We start from the raw sequence: 18,136 nt of genomic DNA, 5'->3' as shown, positions 1-18,136 counted from the left end.
CTTGGACGGGTATCACTGGCTCCTCTTAGACTCCAAAGTGTCTTAAAAAAACTTTCACCCAAGGAGCCCTCATGGCACGCTTTTCACCACAAGATCTCGCAGACCACCTCAAGGATGGACTGCTCTCTTTCCCGGCCACCGCTTTCCAAGATGACCTCGAAGTAGATGAAGCTGCTTATGTCGAGCACATTGAATGGCAGTCCAGCTACCCAGTCGCCGGTCTCTTCGCAGCTGGCGGTACTGGCGAAGGATTCAGCCTTACCGTTGAGGAAAACCACCGTGTTACTCAACTTGCAGTTCAGGCGTCCAGCCCGGAGGTTCCGGTGCTGGGATCGGCTACTGGTTCAACCAAATCTGCCATCGCCAACGCACAGGGCGCAGAGGCCGCCGGCGCGGAAGGTGTTCTCCTGCTTCCTCCCTATCTCACCGAATGCGATGCAGAAGGCTTGTACAATCACGCAGCCGCAGTCTGTGAATCCACCTCCCTTGGTGTCATCGTGTACAACCGCGCAAACGCCATCTACTCCCCTGAGGTTATTGCCCGACTATCTGAGCGCTACCCCAACTTCATCGGATTCAAAGATGGCACCGGAAACATCGAGCACCTAGCAAAGATCACCACGCTATGCGGAGACCGACTGTTCTACCTCGGTGGACTTCCCACCGCTGAGACCTTTGCACTACCACTGCTTCAGATGGGCATGAGCACCTACTCCTCTGCGATGTTCAACTTCATTCCAGATTTCGCACTGAGCTTCTACGCCGATGTTCGTGCGCAGGACAGCGCAGCAGTAAAGCAGAAGCTGAGCGATTTCGTTCTCCCCTACTTAGATATCCGCGATCGCGCACAAGGCTACGGTGTCTCCATTGTTAAGGGTGGACTCAAGGCTGTTGGCCGCAACGCTGGCGGCGTTCGCCCACCACTGCGTAACCTCTCCGAACAAGACATTGCAGATCTCTCCGACTTGCTCGCCACCTCTGGCGCAGGTTCTTACCGCCTTCCAGTTGAGGTGAAAGCATGATTACCGCAACCGCACTGCATGGGTGTTCACTGATTGATGGCGAGTGGGTCGCTGGAAAAAATGGTGAGATTACAGGATTCGATCCGTGCACCAATGCGAGCCTGAACCCTTCCTACTCTTTAGCAAACAGCGCACAGCTACGTGCCGCGACAGCATCAGCGAAGCGAGCTTTTGAAAGCTACCGACTCACTACCCCAGAGGTTAGAGCAGATTTCCTGGATTCCATCGCTGACAACATCGATGCGCTATCCGGCGAGATTGTGCAGCGCGCGAGCCTGGAGACAGGTTTGGGAACTACCCGACTCACAGGCGAAGTAGCCCGCACCAGCAACCAGCTCCGCCTGTTTGCAGAAACTGTGAGAACCGGAAAGTTCCACCGAGTGCGCATTGAACGAGGACCGCGGATTGATCTTCGCCAGCGTCAGGTCCCTCTGGGACCAGTCGCGGTATTCGGGGCAAGCAACTTCCCCCTCGCTTTCTCTACTGCAGGTGGCGATACAGCATCAGCGTTGGCTGCAGGCTGCCCCGTAGTTTTTAAGGCGTATAATGCGCACCCTGGAACCGCTGAGCTCGTCGGGCAAGCGGTGCGGGGAGCCGTCGAAAAGCATGAGTTTGATGCTGGTGTGTTTAACCTTGTCTACGGCCGTGGCGTGGAAATTGGCCAGGAGCTGGCTGCGGATCCGAATATCACGGCAATCGGTTTTACCGGTTCACGCCAGGGTGGTTTGGCACTGTCACAGACTGCGTTTAGCCGCCCAGTTCCCGTTCCAGTCTTTGCAGAAATGAGTGCCACCAACCCTGTGTTCGTCTTCCCCGGCGCGCTGGCGGATTTGGATGCATCGAGTTCCTTGGCTGAGGCGTTTACCGCTTCTGTCACAGGCAGCTCTGGGCAATTGTGCACCAAGCCTGGCCTCGTTTTCATCCCGCGCGGTGTTGCTGGTGATGCTTTTGTGGCGCTCGTAGCAGCCAAATTTAAAGAAACCACGGGACAAACCATGCTCACGCAAGGCATTGCCCAGGCGTGGCAGCGCGGAGTGGACAACCTTGCAGCACAACCAAGCGTAAAAATCCTCGCCCAAGGCACCCCCGGAGATGGCGAGAACGCGCCGGGCCCGGTGGTGTTTGAAAGCGATGTGCAGGCTTTGTTAAATAATGCGGTGTTGCAGGAGGAAATCTTCGGCGCAGCATCCCTGGTGGTGCGTTATGATTCCCCGGATCAACTTCACCAAGTAGCCAATTCACTCGAGGGACAATTAACTGCCACGATTCACGCATCCCAGGATGATTTCCAGGAAGTCTCGGAAATTATCCCCCTCTTGGAGAATCTCGCGGGCCGCGTTCTTTATGGCGGATGGCCAACAGGTGTGGAGGTTGGGCACACGGTTATCCATGGAGGCCCTTATCCGGCGACCTCAAATGCGCAGTCGACAAGTGTTGGAACCCTGGCAATCGAGAGATTTATGCGCCCGGTTTCTTATCAAACTTTCCCGGCTGAGCTGCTTCCAGATCCAGTTTCTGAGGCGAATAAATGGGCTGTACCTCGGGAAATAGATAGTTAATAGCTGGTCTTTACATTTGCCAGAAAGCTCCGACGAAACCCCAATAGTTGACACGGAAACCAATTCATTCTAGCTTTAGTGACCATGTCAACTACCAGGGAAATTGCATTCCTCATCGCACGTATCCTCTTGGGCGTTATCCTCATTGCCCACGGCTGGGACAAGTTCGCCATCACAGGACTTGAAGGCGTCACCGGCTTCTTCGATTCACTCGGCATCCCAGCAGCCGGCATTGCCGCTCCTGTTGCTGCAGTGGTTGAGCTCCTAGGAGGAATTCTCATCATCCTAGGAGCATTTACCCGCGTCGCCGCCGCATTCGTTGCTGTAGACATGCTCTTCGCAGCACTGTTTGCACACATCTCCTCCGGTATCTTTGTTGCCAACAATGGTTGGGAATTGACCGGCGCAATCGGCGCTGGCGCACTGCTTCTCATCGCAGTTGGTGCAGGTGCATGGAGCATCGACGGGGTTCTGGCAAAACGCAAGGCCTAAATCTCGCGCCACAACTCCGAATTCTGAATCATCGGCACTAGAATCTCGGAATATGAATACTCGCGTCCTCGAAGCACTACCTGTTGATCTTGCAGATCCCACCGCAATTCTGGGAGATCTCGAGGACGCAATCTCTGGGAAGAAAACTTTCCTCCCCATCCCTGTACAAGATAAAACCCGTGCACAGTTGCTGCGCGATTCTCAACGAGTTGGCCTCGCCATCGATCCTTCGATCGCTTTGGTGATGGCCACTTCTGGTTCTACAGGTACTCCGAAGGGTGCTCAGCTCACTCCGCTGAATTTAGTCAGCTCTGCCGACGCCACGCATCAGTTTTTGGGTGGCGAAGGCCAATGGTTGCTCGCCATGCCGGTACACCATATTGCAGGCATGCAGGTGCTTATTCGCAGCCTCATTGCTGGAGTTGAGCCACTGGCTATTGATCTCAGCACAGGTTTTCACATTGATGCGTTCGCAGACGCTGCTGCTGAATTGAAAAATACCGGTGACCGCGTTTACACATCTTTGACGCCAATGCAGCTACTCAAAGCAATGGACTCACTCCAAGGAATTGAGGCGCTGAAACTTTTTGATGCCATTCTTGTCGGAGGTGCTGCATTGTCTAAGCGGGCCCGAATTTCTGCGGAGCAGCTAGACATCAACATTGTCACCACCTACGGCTCCTCAGAGACTTCAGGTGGCTGCGTTTATGATGGCAAGCCCATTCCCGGCGCGAAAGTCCGTATTTCGGATGAGCGCATTGAGTTGGGTGGCCCGATGATTGCGCAGGGCTACAGAAATGCACCTGAACATCCGGATTTCGCCAACGAGGGTTGGTTTACCACCTCTGATTCAGGTGAACTCCACGACGGGATTCTCACCGTGACTGGTCGCGTGGATACCGTCATTGATTCCGGTGGATTGAAGTTGCACCCAGAGGTACTGGAACGTGCCATCGCAGATATTAAAGGTGTCACCGCGGCGTGTGTTGTGGGTATTCCCGATCCCCGATTAGGCCAAGCAATTGTGGCCGCGTACTCCGGATCGATCAGTCCGTCTGAAGTTATTGAGGGCCTCGACGATCTACCTCGTTGGCAGCTTCCCAAACGGCTGAAGCATCTGGAATCTTTGCCCAGCATTGGTCCTGGAAAAGCTGATCGACGCGCTATCGCGAAGCTGTTTTAGTCTTCATTCTTGCTGGCTGCAACTAGTTTTGCCACATCTTCATCGGTGTACACTTTGGCGATCTGCTCATCATTTCCACCCATGAGGGTGTTGCCAACAACTAGTGCTCCCACTTGGGTGGTGGGCACGACAGCGAAGTGTCGGGGCTGAGCGTAGACCTGGCGAATAGGGTGATCAGAGCGCAGTGCGCAGGCATGCAGCCATACGTCATCGGCGCGCTTGCAGTTCTCAAGGAATACATCGCCCTGGGAGACCACATAATCAATGAAGGTCACGGGGTACAAAACGCCTGACACTCCCGTGGCAAAGTGCAGGAATGACGCTTTTGAGGTGTCTGCGGCACTCCATTTAACGTACGGGAGCATTCGGTCGTCGCGAAGCTCAATTCTGTGCGCCCGGTAGGCGACAACCGCATCCATGCGCAGGTCGCCAATAAAAAGCAAGCGCTGCAGGAACCACTCGGGGTAGATCATGTCATCGTCGACGGTGGCGACACGCACGCCGGTGCCGTGGATTTCTCGGAATTGGTTCCAGTATTTGGTGTGGGGGCCGTAGAAGCCGTCGCTGCACCGTACTTGCAGACCGCGGGCGACAAGTCGCTTAATGGTGGCAGGCCACGGCGCATCAAAGTCTGGTTTGTCCAACCACAGCACAATTGGTGCTTTCACATGGCCGCGTGCGATCGATTCGATGGTGAAGTGAACGTAGTTAATTCGCTTCCCATGGGTGGTCAATGAGATCACCACATCGCCGGTTTCCGGGATGCGTCCCCTGGCAACTCGATTTCGCGCTGCTAGTGGCAGCATGCGCAAAAGAGTAAGAAAAACACTGGCGATCTGTCGAACCGCATAACCAACCCACATAAACTTCTGCGACTCCTCCTCGATCGACTATGGAACCTATCTATTCATTTCACAATAGCGTTTCACACTCCCCCATAGCCTGCCGAACGTATTTCAAGCAATTGCGCGATCGAGTATGTGATGGGGAAAGATAGAGGTTATGTCTCACACGGAACCCCAGCCGAATTCTGTAACTTTGTCCGATTGGATTCAGGGCGCACGCCCGCGTACCTGGGCAAATGCGTTCGCGCCTGTCATTGCCGGTTCAGGTGTCGCCGCTTTTCATGATGGTTTTGTGTGGTGGAAGGCCTTGCTGGCGCTTGTCGTGGCGTGGGCTTTGATCATCGGTGTGAATTACGCCAATGATTACTCTGATGGCATTCGTGGCACCGATGAAGACCGCACCGGTCCTCTGCGACTCACTGGTTCTGGGTTGGCTGAGCCGAAGAAAGTGAAAGCTGCGGCGTTTATTTCTTTCGGTATCGCAGGTGTCGCCGGCACCGCGCTGAGCCTGTTGAGCGCGTGGTGGCTGATCCTCATCGGCATCCTGTGTGTGCTGGGCGCGTGGTTCTACACCGGCGGTAAAAATCCTTATGGTTACCGCGGGCTCGGCGAGATTGCTGTGTTCATCTTCTTCGGCCTCGTCGCGGTCATGGGAACGCAGTTCACCCAAACAGGTTCCGTCAGCTGGGCCGGTTTGGCCGCCGCAGTTGGCGTGGGTTCGATGTCTGCTGGCGTGAACTTGGCCAACAATATTCGCGATATTCCAACCGATAGCAAGACCGGAAAAATTACCCTCGCGGTCCGCCTGGGCGATGCGGGTGCTCGTAAGCTGTTCCTCGCGCTGATTTCCACGCCGTTCATCATGTCCATCTGCCTGGCGTTTCTCGCCTGGCCAGCGCTGATCGCTATCATCGTTTTCCCGCTGGCACTGAAAGCCGCAGGGCCGATCCGCAACAACGCCACCGGCAAGGATCTCATCCCCGTCATCGGCTCAACAGGGCGCGCCATGGTGTTGTGGGCCGTGCTCACGGGCCTGGCATTAGCGTTTAGCTAAAACGCTTTTCGACACTCCCCTCCCCTTTCCCCTCGCTTCCGCAAAGAACGAGGGGAATTTTTTAGCGGTCCGCCAGCTCGCTTCGAACCCATTCCTTGTGGGCCTTGCGCTGTGCATCCCACTGGGAAACAGCCTGGGTGGCATTCATGCGCAGTTTGCTGAACACCAGCATGGACAATGGGAACGCCACAATCAGAGCCAGCATCGCAGACATAACGAGTGGCACAGGCGCACTAATCAGCAGAGCCAGGCCATGAATAATCAAGGTCAGCACGACGAACAGAAGCAAACGTGCCAGACCATAAATCAGCACGTTTTTCCGGGCAGCTTTTTGTAGTTCCGGGTTTAATTCCGGCGCTTGGTGTGTCTGGATATTGGGGGTATTGGACTCACTCACATATTCAACCCTACTCAATACATACCGATACCCAAGAATGCCTCAAAGTTCCGTATTGTGGGAGGTTGAAGCAGATATTTAAGGAGAGGTTCAAGTGGGTAGGCTTTTGCTGATTATTTTGGTTATCGTCGCAATCGTCTTGCTGTGGAAGGCCTTCAAGCCATCTACATGGAAGCGTAATGCGGAGATCAATCAGGGCCAGGCACCTCGTGCAGTGAAAGGCCCCGACGATGATGAAGAATTCTTGTGGAATATTGAAAAGAATCGCTTCAAACAGCGTCGCGCCGAAGAGGCTGCCCAATTAGAAGAGGAAGAACGTCTCAAACGGGCCAGGGAACGCTACGCAAAGCCTGAAAGCTCAGAAGAAGGTCCAGAGAAGCCCACTGAGGATTCTTAAAAGGGCTTCTTTAAAAGGATTTTCAATACCCCTGTAATCGGGTGTGATGCATTCAATCCACTCAATCAATTCACTTAGGCTTGCCATACCTATATATTGAGTGAATGACCTCCGTTATCCCATCCAGCGCAGACAGTGCCACTGAGCAGCGCTTCGCGCCGCTAAAATCCGTACCCAGCAGGATCACGGACATCGCCGAAGAGGCCAGCGATTTCTACAAGGCACTCGGTGACACCACCCGCCTAGAAATCTTGTACCTGATTTTCACTACAAAAAGCTCACGGGTGAGCGCGAATGCCATGGCACACACACTCAATATTTCCGCCCCCACGGTGACCCACCATATGAAAAAGCTCATCGCAGCTAATTTGGTCAACCGTGAACAATGCGGAAAGTGGGCGTATTTCAGCATTAATTCCGCTCATATTGATACGGTTGCTGAAATTTTCGCCCACTCGTCCTAAACTTCGGCGGCCTCGGTGACCGCAACGACAGCATCCAATTCCACTAGTGCTCCCTGGGGGAGAGTATTTGTGGGTAGTGCTGTGCGTGTATGTTTTCCGGCTTCACTCAACACTGCCTCAAGGAGCTGGGATGCACCGTCGGCCACTTGAGGCTGCTGAATAAAGTCATCGGAGCTATTGACCCACACATTCAGTTTCAGAATTTGGGCCACATTGTCTAAACCGATGGATTGGTGGATTCTGGCCAGCAGATTGATGGTGGCTACCTCTGCGGCGTGGATTCCTTCTTCTAATGTTGCGTCTTCGCCAACTCGTCCGGCGAGGATGTCTCCCGCTGCGGTTCGTGAAATCTGCCCCGATACATAGAGGGTGTTTCCTTGGCGGTTGAACGGTACGTAGGAATACTGCGGTGCTGGTAGATCAGGTAATTCAATACCCAAGCGCTGAAGGTTTTCTGCAATTTCTGTCACTGGGTTCTCCTTAGCGCTGGCTCAAAATGTAGGTCTTGTCTGCGCCGATGTACCACAGATCCTCGGTACCAATGGCTACACCGTTGTAGCGCCAAGGGATCTCCGCGGCACCATAGGAGCCGTGGTGAAGAATGTGCTTGTATCCAGGGCGAAGCTCATTGGCAAAGGATTCCTGCTTACCCATGAGGTGGCCAACATTGCGCTTGCGGTAGATGGTGTTGAAATCGGTGTCGGCACCCAGCATTCCGATGTCAATCATGCGAGGTAGCTGCGGGCTTAGGTAATCAAGGGTTGCTTCGTGCACGTCAGCGCAGATCACGCCCGGGCGCAGCTGCCCGATGATGCCTTCACGAACCACCTTGAAGAAGTACTCATAGGCTTCTTGGCCAGCGGCGGTTCGAGGCAGGGACCTCGCCATATCTGAGGTACCCAGAACCACGCCGTCCTTCTTTACTGCAACACCGGCGTCGAGCTGAATGCATCGGGTTTCTGCGTTGATCGGGAAATCCACAGGAGGTCCAGGGAAGAGCATTCTGTTGGAGGAGTGCAGGTTGGTGAAGTAGGGCTCGACATCGAAGGTGAATTGGAGGGCGTAATCTTCCAACTCTTCCAAGTAGTGAGCATAAATGTCGAGCTCGGTGAACTCTTCCCCACGCTCAAGGCGGCTGTTGGTCCATTCCAGGGTGTTTTCCATAATGGTCACGCTGGTGCGCGATGCGATTACTTGGAATGGCAGATCTTCGGAATCCCGCACATCACGCCAGTGGCCGAGCTCTGTTTGGATGGGAATGATCTCCCCTTCCGTCAGGCTCAATGCCCGAAAACTGTCGAATTGAACCAAGCGCTCCCCGTGTAGTTGGCTCCTTGGTTTAATACGTACACGCCACCCGAAAAGCCACCCCAACCTCGAAAAACTCGACCTCTTAAATCGCCAGAGAGGGCCTCCCTAAAAACCCTTCCTATCCGTTGGCTAAATGGCGTGCACGCATGAGCGGGTGAAAGCCACGATCCAACGAAAGTCAAAGACGATGTGGGGCACGAGAAAGAGTAAAGCGTGCGATTGGAACCAAGGAGACGGATTTTCGAGCCCCCTCTGGCCTAATTCTTCACTTTCAACTCCCGAAAACTGTCGAATCAAACCAAGCGCTCCCCCTCAAACAAGCTCCTTGGTTTAATACGTACACGCCACCCGAAAAGCCACCCCAACCTCGAAAAACTTGCCCTCCCAGAATCGCTTTTAAGGGCCTAACCCCACCCAACCCAGACACACACCCATTCGAAAAACCCGACCCCTTAGATCGCCTTTAAATGAGATTCCGGGAAGTACCTGTACTTTCGTGGACTAAGACATTCCCCCTATGGCTGCTTCAAGGACTGATGGAAAGCCAAAGGGATGACAAATAATCGACTAGGCAAGCACACAATGCCCCCAAATCCATGAGCGCCCCAAAAAACAACAAACCCGCCCTCACTCAATGAAGAACGAGGGCGGGTCTCGCTAACCGCGCCAACCAAAAGTGCTTAGTTCAGTCCGGCGTAAGAGTGCAGACCAGATACGACCATGTTGATGAAGAACAGATTAAAAATCATCGTGACCAGCGCCAGGATGTTGATCCATGCAGCGTTGGTGTTGCGCCAACCAGCAGTTGCACGTGCGTGGAGGTAACCAGCGTAGAGAACCCAGGTGATGAAGGAGACTGTTTCCTTAGGATCCCATCCCCAGAAACGACCCCAGGCTGCTTCTGCCCAGATGGCACCCAAGATGATGCCCAGGCCGAAGATTGGGACAGTCCAGATCGCGGTCTTGTATGCCAGGTTATCCAGGGTTTTTCCGGATGGGAGTGGTTTTGCTACTGCTCCGAAGAAGCCCTTTTCTTTACCCTTTGGTTGCCACATGCGCAGTAGGTACAGCAGGGATGCAATACCGGAGACGATACCGATGGATGCTCCGATGGAGACGGAGGAAACGTGGATCGGGAACCAGAAGGACTGCAGTGCTGGAACGACTGGTGCTGCGTCGGAGTACAGCTGGGTGCCACCGTAGAAGAGCAGTGCCAGCATTGGGGTGAGGATCCATGGCCATACCACGCGGAATTGTGGGCGCTGCAGGATGAGTACGGCTCCGATCATGGCAAAGAGGGTCACCATGAGGATGTATTCATACAGGTTGCCGAAGGGGAATCGGCTGGCAGACAGCGCGCGCATCACGACGGATACGAGGTGCACCATGACGCCGAGCCACATGAGAGATTGGGTCATGTTGGCTAGTTTGCGTGCGGTTTCTTCGCGTTTTGCAAGGTCTTCGTCGGCGAGGACACCGTCGGCGATGTCATCAGGCAGGTCAGTATCAACATCAGCGCTGCCGCCTGCACCAACGAGTTCGCTGACGCGGGTTTGCTCGCGGCGGGCGTCGATAGTGCCTTGTTGTTTTACGTAGTAGACGAGGGAGAGGATGAGTGCCAGAACGTAGATGATGTATGCCGATACGAAGGCAGTGTCTGAGAACTGCGCATACGTTTGGTTTACGGGCAACATAATTTTCCAACCTTATTCTTTGTGAAAACTGCTTCGATGTGGGGCAGGCTTGAAAAGCCTTTAAACTGCGGTGTTAGTCGTCGTGGTCGAAGTACTCTTCGTCTTCATCTTCCTCCTTCAGACCCAGCAGTTCGCGGTGGAATTTCTCGTATTCGCCACCCCAGCCTGCGCGGTCGGTGCGGGCAAGTCCGCCAGTTTCCACGCGGGTGGTTCCGTTTTCTTGTGGATAGAAACGCACCCAAATGCGGCGGCGTCGGATCATCAGGGATCCAACCAGGGAGACCAGCGAAATCACGGTGGTGACCAGCACCCAGTTTTGTGTGGGGTCGCGGCTGATCTGGTAGTTGGCAAATTCTGAGGCGCCGTCGAAGGAGACGGTGGTGCCATCATCCAGGGTGACGGTGTCGCCGATTTGGAGGTTGACGCGCTCAATTTTTTGCAGCACGCCGCTGTGCATGAGACTAGAGTCCAGGCTGAACAATGACTGTCCGATGCCGGTATCGAGGCCGTTGTCGCCGCGGTAAATATCGATCGCCACGGCTGGGTCACGCATCGCCGGGTAGGAGGAGGTCAGCAGTTCGTTGTTGTCGCCTTCCCATTGTGCGGTCGGTGCGAAAAGTCCCTGGATGGCCAACTGGTTTTGGCGGCGCTCGTAAAGGTCTGGGTACATGCCGGCGGGTGGATCGAAACGGACCACGCCTGAGGACAGGAAGAAGGTCGGGTCGTCTGGGCGCCACTGCACGGTCTGGGTGCGGGTCTCGCCATTTGGCCAGGTCACGGTGAATGTTGGGGCGAAGCCGTGGCCCTGAAGGTAGACGCGGTCGCCTTCGATGCGCAGTGGGTGGTTGACGCGAAGTTCGTAGTCTTCCCAGGTTTCTGGGTCGTTTTGGATGTCGTCGCCGACTGCGTAGGAAATATTCGAGCGGAACATCTCGGCCTGGCCGTTGGCGAGGTAGTCGGCGGAGAAATCGTGCGCTTCAAAACAGAAGGTGGTCAGCCCGGTGCCGTCGAAGTTGGCGCCGGCGCGGAAGGAGTCGTAGTTGGCGGTGGCAGTGTTGCAGAACACGGAGTTCTGTTGGTTTTGCTCGCCGTCGGTCACGACGATGACGTGGCCTTCGTAGTAAAACAGTCGTCCCAGGCCTGCGGTCACAATCATGCCCACGATGCCCAGGTGGAAAATCAGGTTGAAGAGTTCGCGCGTGTAGCCCTTTTCAGCGGCAATGGAGCGCACTCCCGCGCGGTCTTCCTCGGCGGAATATTCGGTGATTTTCCAGCCTTTGAGGAGTTTACGGGCGTCTTTTTCTACCTCTTCTTCACGCTTTTCGACGAGCCCCTCGCCGTTGTGAGCCAAACGTGCGAGGTTCCTTGGCGCCCGCACCACAGGTGCGCGCATGGCTTTGTAGTGTTCCCAGCTTCGAGGGAGAATACAGCCGACCAAAGAGATCAGGAGCAGCACATAGATGGCGGTAAACCACGTGGAGGAGAAGACGTCGAAAAGCTGAATCTTGTCGTAGAACTCAGCGAGCTTTCCATTGTTCTCAATGTATTCAATGACGTTTGATTCATTGAGGGAACGCTGCGGGAGCAATGCGCCAGGGATGGCAGCGATCGCCAGAAGAAACAGCAACGCCAGTGCTGTGCGCATGCTGGTGAGCCAGTTCCACGCTTTCCGTGCATACAGCTTGACTGTTTTGAGCATTGTCGTGCCGATTCTCTTCCTACTAAAAGTCTTTTTCTAGAGCAGTGTTGCGCCGTATTCAACGGTCCACTGACGGACCCAGTTGATAAAAACTGCCCATGAGCCAGAGAGCAACGCTACTCCGACCAAGATCAAAAACACACCGCCGATAATTTGCAGGGTGCGGGAATGCTTGCGCAACCACTCGACTCCGGTGAGTGCCCTGCTGGAGCCCAACGCGATCAGCAGGAACGGCAGCCCCAGTCCGAGGCAGTAACCCACAATTAAGATCACGCCACGCGCAGCGGTCATGCCTTCAGTACCTGCAGAAATGGAGATGATCGCAGCCAGGGTGGGGCCCAAACAAGGGGTCCAACCGAGAGCGAACACTCCGCCAAGAAGGGGCGCACCCAACCAGGTGGTCCAACGCTTTGGTGCCATGCGGGTATCGCGCTGCAGGCCTGGAATGAAGCCCATGAACACGATGCCCATGATGATGGTCACCACGCCGCCGATACGCATGAGGGTGTCGGCGTTTAGGGTGAGCACGCTGATGGCACCAAACACACTGACCGTAGCCAGCACGAACACCACGGTGAATCCCAGGATGAACAGCATGGCTGCGCCACCCACGGCGAAACGCTTGGTTTTCACCTTGGTGCCCTGCGCGCTGTATTCCACTTCCCCACCGACCACGCCGGCGAGGTAGGAAATATATCCTGGCACCAACGGCACAACACACGGGCTGGCAAAAGACACCAGACCTGCGAGCGCTGCGGCAAGGATGCCAAGGAACAGTGGCCCGGAAGCTGCGACGTCAGCAAACTGCTGGCCGATGCTTTGGGCTACCACAATCTCAGACATTTAGGCCTCATCTACCAATGGCAACGCAACATCCAACACATCTTTGGAGGTGACTTCGCGCAAGAACACTGCTGCGGGGCGGTGCTGTTTATCCAGCACGATGGTGGTTGGGATCACCGATGCGGGAACACCACCGAGGGATGCTGCTGTCATAAATGGTGGATCGTAAATGCTTGGGTAATCAAGGCCGTTGTCGGTGACAAAGTCTTGGGCGATGTCGCGGGAGTAATCACGCACATTGATACCCAACACGGTGCCACCAGGGGTGTCGCCGTTTCCGGCAGCTTGGAGTTCCTCATGGATAATCTGGAGATCATCGGATTCGGAGCGGCACGGTGCACACCACTGCCCCCACGCATTGAGGATGACAACTTGGTTTTCGAAATCAGACAGGTTGATCTGTGTGCCCTCTTCCATGAGGGAATCTCCACCGATGTCGGGGAGTTGTTGACGGTCAGCCTCGTCGTAGAAAATTTCCATCTTTCCATCCGGGGAGTGGAATTGGAAGGTTCCGCCGACAGCAACAGCGTCAGTACCAGCGGTACTGTCACTGCTGCAGGCTACTAGCGCTAGTCCGCTGAGTGTCACGCAGCCGATTGTTGCTGCTAGTTTGGTCAAACGCACGAGTGATCAAATCTCCTGAGCTGGTTCGTTGTAATGCACGCCGACAATTTGATCGTCTTGGAACACCAAGGATGTCACTGAGGCGAGGTCGCATTGCCTGGTCGCTGGGTTATGGGACAGGCTTTGTCCGCGGGCGTGGCGTTGCACGCACACGATCGGCAACTGGTGGGTCACCAGGATTGCTTCGTGTCCTTCCGCTGCCACCCGAGCTCGTTCCACAGCCACCATCATTCTTTCCAAAATGTCGGTGTAGTGTTCGCCCCAGCTGGGAAGCGTAGGGTTGTACATCAAAGGCCAACGCACGGGGTTCCACAACTGGGAACGCCAACCTTTGGTGCGCAGGCCTTCGAAACGGTTGCCTGCCTCCAGAAGATCCTCGTCGGTGATCAGTTCTAGGCCTGTGACCTTGATGAACGGTTCGGAGGTTTCCTGCACACGCTGCAATGGGGAGGCCGCAATGTAGGTGACATCGTGGCCTTCAAAAGAGGCTGCAGTGCGGGCGGCTTGGCTGCGTCCACGGGAAGACAACCTGTATCCGGGCATGCGTCCGTACAGGATTTTCTCTGGGTTGTGGACTTCGCCGTGGCGAACTAGATGGACAATGGTTTGCGTCATGATGCCTTCGCTTCTGCTGCTGCACGTGCGGCGGGCTTGAGTGCCTGCTCGATCTTGGAGAAATCATCGTCCGTGAGAGCGGAAGACACAAACCAGGTTTCGAAAACGCTTGGTGGTGCGTAGACGCCGTTGTCCAGCAAAGTGTGGAAGAACGGTGCGAAGCGGAAGATGTCGGCTGCCTTCATATCAGAGAAGTTGTGGCCCTCACCTTCTGCAAAACGGATAGACAGCATGTTTGAGGCACGCTGAATGTGGTGGGCTACGCCTTCGTGGGTTAAGGCATCAGAGATCAAACCGTGGAGACGATCTGCGTTGGCGTTGATGGTTGTGTAGAGGGATTCGTCGGCAAGCTTAAGCGATGCCCGACCAGCTGCGACCGCAACCGGGTTGCCGGACAGTGTGCCTGCTTGGTAGACGGGGCCCTGTGGGGCCAGCATGTTCATGATTTCAGCCTTGCCGCCAAACGCTGCGGCAGGCAGGCCACCGGAGACGACCTTGCCGAAGGTGACCAGGTCAGCGGCAACCTTGTCGACGCCGAACCAGCCACGGTAAGAGGTGCGGAAGCCGGTCATGACTTCATCGAGGATCAACAGCGCGCCGTCAGCGTGAGCGATCGCGAGAAGCTTGTCGTTAAAGTTGTCCTTTGGAGCGACGGTGCCCATGTTGCCACCGGCTGCCTCTGCGATGATGCAGGCGATCTCGCCTGGGTACTCCGCAAAAGCGTTGCGCACGGCTTCAATGTCGTTGTAAGGAACAACAATGGTGTCAGAAGTCTGAGCGCCGGTGATGCCTGGGGAATCAGGCAGAGCGAAAGTTGCGACACCAGAACCAGCAGATGCGAGCAGCGCATCGACGTGGCCGTGGTAGCAGCCCTCAAACTTCAAAATCTTGGAACGCTGAGTGTAACCGCGCGCCAGACGAACCGCCGACATGGTGGCCTCAGTGCCGGAGTTGACCAGGCGGACTTCCTCCACAGAAGTGCGCTTGACGATATCTTGGGCCAACTCAACCTCACCGATGGTGGGAGCGCCGAAAGAAAGACCATCAACAACGGCCCTCTGCACAGCCTCGACCACTTCTGGGTGAGCATGACCCATCAGCATGGGGCCCCAAGAACAGACCAGGTCAACGTATTCATTTCCGTCCACATCGATCAGCGTCGAACCGTGAGCCTTTTCGATAAAACGGGCCTGTCCACCAACTGAACCGAAAGCACGAACAGGAGAATTCACACCACCAGGGGTGAGCTTCTGAGCCTTTTCAAACCACTCTGCGGATCGAGCCGTATTGGACGATGTCATGTGCGTCATTGTATTAATTCAATCTGTGAAGCCAATCCAGCCCGTTGACAGTCGAACTTTACAAACTCTCAACAGCGATTGGGGTGTTCAATAGTGTTTTTGGGTGCTTATCCCAGCAACCTGTGTACTGCTGCCTGGGCATCTGCGATAACTGCGGGAACTCCCACTCCCCCAGCCCACGCGCCAATTGCTTCCACGCCAGGCACGGCTGCGATCTCTGCACGCGCAGCCGAAACGGTAGCAATGTGATCAACTCCATAGGCTGGGAGCCCACCGAACCAGCGCTGCACGAAAATTTCACCCAGTCCGACAGCCCGGCCGTCGAACCCGGTTATGGTGAGGAGATCGTCGAGGGCGGCGTCGACAAGCAAATCCTCGTCCATGCGTGCCGACGCCTCATCGCCCAGCCTGCCGAACGACGCGCGCACGAGCGCGCCCCCGCGAGCCTCCAGGTGAGGCCACTTCTTCGAGGAGAACGTGAAGGCCTTCGCCGTGATGCCCGGCTCATTAACAGCGACCAGGACGCCGGAGTTGTCGGGCAGGCCCTCGCTGGAATCGAAACGCATGCCGACGACTGCTGAAGAAGCCAACTTAATTGCGCGCAAATGTGGCGCTGCGGCCGGTGCCAAGTCGCGGAGCAGCACAGCGGCGGTTGGAGCGGGAACCGCCAAAATCACCTTGTCGTAGGTGCCTTCGCCACCGCCCTTGATGGCAAAACCTTCACCATCTTTGGTGATGGCGGAAACGAAACTATCCAAGTGAATATCTGCACCGCATTGCTCTGCCAACGCTTCGTACAGCTCCGCGTATCCGCCCTTAAAGGTCTGGAAAACGGGGCGGGTTTCTGAAGTTGTTTTTGCAGCTTCCCGCTGAGCTTCCACGGCCTTGACCGCAGCTGACAGAGTCACCGGCTCGCCGGCCTCAGCCAGCTGATCAAGGGCTGCAGCAAGTGCCGGCACGGAAGCGCGCACACCCAGATCATCAGCGGTGGAGGAATAAACGCCACCAAGCAGCGAAGACACCACAGTATCGACGATCTCATCGCCATACTGACGGCGCACTAAGGCGCCAACAGAAATATCTTGGCCAGGAGTCCAATCAAAAGCGGTGTCTTGCGCGCCTGCTGGTGGATTGCTTGGAATACCCATCACTCCACCTGCGGGGAACGCATGCAGCGCACCGCCCGCGAAATACTGAGACTTCGCAGCAGACGGGCTGACCAAAGAATCAGCCAACCCAAGCTCAGTAAAAAACTCCACCGCATCGGAACGCGCAGCTAAAAACGCCTCCGCTCCAATATCGGTAGGTCCGGAAGCAAACGGCACCGTAAAAAGCTTGCCGCCAATGCGTTCGCCTGCTTCCAACACATCGATTTGGGCAGTGGGATCAGCTTTATGGATCTCATATGCAGCAGTCAGACCCGCAAGGCCTGCACCGATGATGGCAAAACGCATGAAACTCCTCTTAGTTTAAGAATGAATGATGGAGACGGCTTCAGTAATATCTTCCGCCACCGTATTAGGAAGCACACCATGACCAAGGTTAAAGATATGGCCCGTTGCATGACCTGCATCAATAGCAGTCTGAGCCTCTGCCTTGATGCGCTCAATTTCCTTAGTCAAAGGTGCGCGACCCGCAAACAATAACGCAGGATCGAGGTTACCCTGCAACACCTTAGGACCTGATACCGCAGCAATACGCTCCGCAGCCTTATCCAACGGCACCCGCCAATCCACACCCATGACCTCTGAGCCAGCCTTGCTCATCGCACCAAGCAACTCACCAGTACCCACACCAAAGTGAATACGAGGCAGCTGGTACTTGCCCACTTCTGCCAAAATCTCAGTGGAATACGGCAACACAAACTCGGTGTAATCACGCTCAGTGAGGAACCCAGCCCACGAATCAAACAACTGCATCGCATCAATGCCTGCGTCGATCTGCGACTTCAGAGAATTCACAATCGTTGGCACCAAACGAGCCATCAACGCATGCCACGTCTCAGGATCACTATGCATCATTGCTTTGGTCTTCTCATGGTTCTTAGAAGGACCCCCCTCCACCAAGTAGCTCGCCAACGTAAACGGCGCACCAGCAAAACCAATCAACGCCTGAGAATCAGACAACTCATCCAAAATGATGCCAATACCCTGCTCCACCTCCGGAACGTTGCCCTCCAAAATAGGAAGATTCAACACATCCTCACGGCTCCGCACCGGCGCATCCAACACAGGTCCACGACCCGCCACGATTTCCACACCAACACCCGCAGCACGCAACGGCACCACAATGTCAGAGAACAAAATCGCAGCATCCACATCATGACGACGAACCGGCTGCAAAGTAATCTCCGCCAACAACTCCGGCATGAAACAGGAATCCAACATGCTGATTCCCTCACGGACCTTCTTGTACTCAGGCAACGATCTACCCGCCTGGCGCATAAACCACACCGGAGTGCGAGTCGGGGTCTTGCCATTAGCGGCATCAATAATGGGCGCGTTATTTAGCGTGCGACGCGCAGCTGGAATAGTAAGAGCAGACATGCGCTCAATCTTGCCCCATTTATCCCAATTTAGGAAAAGAAGCCACACCTAATTGAGGACAATGCATCAGTAAAAAGAACTATATGGGGA

Annotated in this window: 19 protein-coding genes; 7 read left to right on the top strand and 12 right to left on the bottom strand. The window is 55.2% G+C overall.

Features of this window, described 5'->3' with window-relative positions; translation table 11 throughout:
- Positions 1-71: 71 nt before the first annotated feature.
- The 4 genes from KW808_RS02560 to menE all read left to right on the top strand — a co-directional run bounded on the left by KW808_RS02560 (position 72) and on the right by menE (position 4,256).
- A complete protein-coding gene (locus KW808_RS02560; protein ID WP_003860476.1) occupies positions 72-1,022 on the top strand; it encodes a 5-dehydro-4-deoxyglucarate dehydratase in 951 nt (316 codons plus the stop codon).
- Complete coding sequence (locus KW808_RS02555; RefSeq protein WP_003860475.1) at positions 1,019-2,581, top strand: aldehyde dehydrogenase (NADP(+)); 1,563 nt, start codon at positions 1,019-1,021, stop codon at positions 2,579-2,581. The genes KW808_RS02560 and KW808_RS02555 overlap by 4 nt, the downstream gene beginning before the upstream one ends.
- Positions 2,582-2,665: 84 nt before the next feature.
- A complete protein-coding gene (locus KW808_RS02550) occupies positions 2,666-3,073 on the top strand; it encodes a DoxX family protein (protein ID WP_034983538.1) in 408 nt (135 codons plus the stop codon).
- A gap of 52 nt (positions 3,074-3,125) precedes the next feature.
- On the top strand, positions 3,126-4,256 hold the full coding sequence (gene menE, locus KW808_RS02545; protein WP_003860473.1) for an o-succinylbenzoate--CoA ligase: 1,131 nt from the start codon (positions 3,126-3,128) through the stop codon (positions 4,254-4,256).
- Here menE and KW808_RS02540 read toward each other — a convergent pair.
- Complete coding sequence (locus KW808_RS02540) at positions 4,253-5,119, bottom strand: hypothetical protein (RefSeq protein WP_003855600.1); 867 nt, start codon at positions 5,117-5,119, stop codon at positions 4,253-4,255. The genes menE and KW808_RS02540 overlap by 4 nt on opposite strands.
- Before the next feature lie 139 nt (positions 5,120-5,258).
- On the opposite strand from KW808_RS02540, the gene KW808_RS02535 reads away from it, so the two are divergent.
- Positions 5,259-6,155 (top strand): 1,4-dihydroxy-2-naphthoate polyprenyltransferase, encoded by an 897-nt coding sequence (locus KW808_RS02535; RefSeq protein ID WP_003860472.1) that lies wholly within the window; start codon positions 5,259-5,261, stop codon positions 6,153-6,155.
- 61 nt (positions 6,156-6,216) lie between these two features.
- Here the strand turns inward: KW808_RS02535 and KW808_RS02530 are convergent, their stop codons facing one another.
- Positions 6,217-6,552, bottom strand: coding sequence for a DUF4229 domain-containing protein (locus tag KW808_RS02530; protein WP_003855598.1), 336 nt, complete (start codon positions 6,550-6,552; stop codon positions 6,217-6,219).
- Positions 6,553-6,646: 94 nt separating this feature from the next.
- Here KW808_RS02530 and KW808_RS02525 point away from each other — a divergent pair, with 94 nt between their 5' ends.
- On the top strand, positions 6,647-6,949 hold the full coding sequence (locus KW808_RS02525; protein ID WP_003860470.1) for a hypothetical protein: 303 nt from the start codon (positions 6,647-6,649) through the stop codon (positions 6,947-6,949).
- Between the two features lie 104 nt (positions 6,950-7,053).
- On the top strand, positions 7,054-7,413 hold the full coding sequence (locus tag KW808_RS02520) for an ArsR/SmtB family transcription factor (protein ID WP_003860469.1): 360 nt from the start codon (positions 7,054-7,056) through the stop codon (positions 7,411-7,413).
- Here KW808_RS02520 and KW808_RS02515 read toward each other — a convergent pair.
- The 10 genes from KW808_RS02515 to hemE form a co-directional block, all read right to left on the bottom strand.
- A complete protein-coding gene (locus KW808_RS02515; protein WP_499652536.1) occupies positions 7,410-7,883 on the bottom strand; it encodes a RidA family protein in 474 nt (157 codons plus the stop codon). The genes KW808_RS02520 and KW808_RS02515 overlap by 4 nt on opposite strands.
- A 10-nt stretch (positions 7,884-7,893) precedes the next feature.
- The gene (locus KW808_RS02510) at positions 7,894-8,697 is read right to left on the bottom strand and encodes a M24 family metallopeptidase (RefSeq protein WP_034983907.1); all 804 of its coding nucleotides are present in this window, start codon (positions 8,695-8,697) and stop codon (positions 7,894-7,896) included.
- Between the two features lie 707 nt (positions 8,698-9,404).
- On the bottom strand, positions 9,405-10,418 hold the full coding sequence (gene ccsB / locus KW808_RS02505) for a c-type cytochrome biogenesis protein CcsB (protein ID WP_003860466.1): 1,014 nt from the start codon (positions 10,416-10,418) through the stop codon (positions 9,405-9,407).
- A 73-nt stretch (positions 10,419-10,491) separates the two neighbouring features.
- Positions 10,492-12,117: a cytochrome c biogenesis protein ResB gene (gene resB / locus KW808_RS02500; RefSeq protein WP_003860465.1), complete on the bottom strand. Its 1,626-nt coding sequence runs from the start codon at positions 12,115-12,117 to the stop codon at positions 10,492-10,494.
- A gap of 36 nt (positions 12,118-12,153) precedes the next feature.
- A complete protein-coding gene (locus KW808_RS02495; RefSeq protein ID WP_003860464.1) occupies positions 12,154-12,960 on the bottom strand; it encodes a cytochrome c biogenesis CcdA family protein in 807 nt (268 codons plus the stop codon).
- Positions 12,961-13,584, bottom strand: coding sequence for a TlpA disulfide reductase family protein (locus KW808_RS02490; protein ID WP_003855585.1), 624 nt, complete (start codon positions 13,582-13,584; stop codon positions 12,961-12,963).
- A 6-nt stretch (positions 13,585-13,590) separates the two neighbouring features.
- A complete protein-coding gene (locus tag KW808_RS02485; RefSeq protein WP_003860463.1) occupies positions 13,591-14,199 on the bottom strand; it encodes a histidine phosphatase family protein in 609 nt (202 codons plus the stop codon).
- Positions 14,196-15,509 (bottom strand): glutamate-1-semialdehyde 2,1-aminomutase, encoded by a 1,314-nt coding sequence (hemL, locus tag KW808_RS02480; protein ID WP_170844355.1) that lies wholly within the window; start codon positions 15,507-15,509, stop codon positions 14,196-14,198. Before hemL ends, KW808_RS02485 begins: the two co-directional genes overlap by 4 nt.
- Positions 15,510-15,607: 98 nt before the next feature.
- Positions 15,608-16,954 carry a protoporphyrinogen oxidase gene (locus KW808_RS02475; protein WP_003860461.1) on the bottom strand — a complete coding sequence of 449 codons (1,347 nt, stop codon included), beginning with the start codon at positions 16,952-16,954 and terminating at the stop codon, positions 15,608-15,610.
- A gap of 15 nt (positions 16,955-16,969) precedes the next feature.
- A complete protein-coding gene (gene hemE, locus KW808_RS02470; RefSeq protein WP_003860460.1) occupies positions 16,970-18,046 on the bottom strand; it encodes a uroporphyrinogen decarboxylase in 1,077 nt (358 codons plus the stop codon).
- Between the last annotated feature and the right edge of the window lie 90 nt (positions 18,047-18,136).

The organism is [Brevibacterium] flavum, from assembly GCF_019317305.1.
In the GTDB taxonomy this organism is placed as follows: domain Bacteria; phylum Actinomycetota; class Actinomycetes; order Mycobacteriales; family Mycobacteriaceae; genus Corynebacterium; species Corynebacterium glutamicum.
This window is presented reverse-complemented; position numbering and strand designations above follow the sequence as displayed.

Excerpts from the sequence above, each read along its gene's own strand:
- KW808_RS02560 (WP_003860476.1), top strand. The coding sequence starts at position 72 with ATGGCACGCTTTTCACCACAAGATCTCGCAGACCACCTCAAGGATGGA.
- KW808_RS02555 (WP_003860475.1), top strand. The coding sequence starts at position 1,019 with ATGATTACCGCAACCGCACTGCATGGGTGTTCACTGATTGATGGCGAG.
- KW808_RS02550 (WP_034983538.1), top strand. The coding sequence starts at position 2,666 with ATGTCAACTACCAGGGAAATTGCATTCCTCATCGCACGTATCCTCTTG.
- menE (WP_003860473.1), top strand. The coding sequence starts at position 3,126 with ATGAATACTCGCGTCCTCGAAGCACTACCTGTTGATCTTGCAGATCCC.
- KW808_RS02540 (WP_003855600.1), bottom strand. The coding sequence starts at position 5,119 with ATGTGGGTTGGTTATGCGGTTCGACAGATCGCCAGTGTTTTTCTTACT.
- KW808_RS02535 (WP_003860472.1), top strand. The coding sequence starts at position 5,259 with ATGTCTCACACGGAACCCCAGCCGAATTCTGTAACTTTGTCCGATTGG.
- KW808_RS02520 (WP_003860469.1), top strand. The coding sequence starts at position 7,054 with ATGACCTCCGTTATCCCATCCAGCGCAGACAGTGCCACTGAGCAGCGC.
- ccsB (WP_003860466.1), bottom strand. The coding sequence starts at position 10,418 with ATGTTGCCCGTAAACCAAACGTATGCGCAGTTCTCAGACACTGCCTTC.
- resB (WP_003860465.1), bottom strand. The coding sequence starts at position 12,117 with ATGCTCAAAACAGTCAAGCTGTATGCACGGAAAGCGTGGAACTGGCTC.
- KW808_RS02495 (WP_003860464.1), bottom strand. The coding sequence starts at position 12,960 with ATGTCTGAGATTGTGGTAGCCCAAAGCATCGGCCAGCAGTTTGCTGAC.
- KW808_RS02485 (WP_003860463.1), bottom strand. The coding sequence starts at position 14,199 with ATGACGCAAACCATTGTCCATCTAGTTCGCCACGGCGAAGTCCACAAC.
- hemL (WP_170844355.1), bottom strand. The coding sequence starts at position 15,509 with ATGACGCACATGACATCGTCCAATACGGCTCGATCCGCAGAGTGGTTT.
- KW808_RS02475 (WP_003860461.1), bottom strand. The coding sequence starts at position 16,954 with ATGCGTTTTGCCATCATCGGTGCAGGCCTTGCGGGTCTGACTGCTGCA.
- hemE (WP_003860460.1), bottom strand. The coding sequence starts at position 18,046 with ATGTCTGCTCTTACTATTCCAGCTGCGCGTCGCACGCTAAATAACGCG.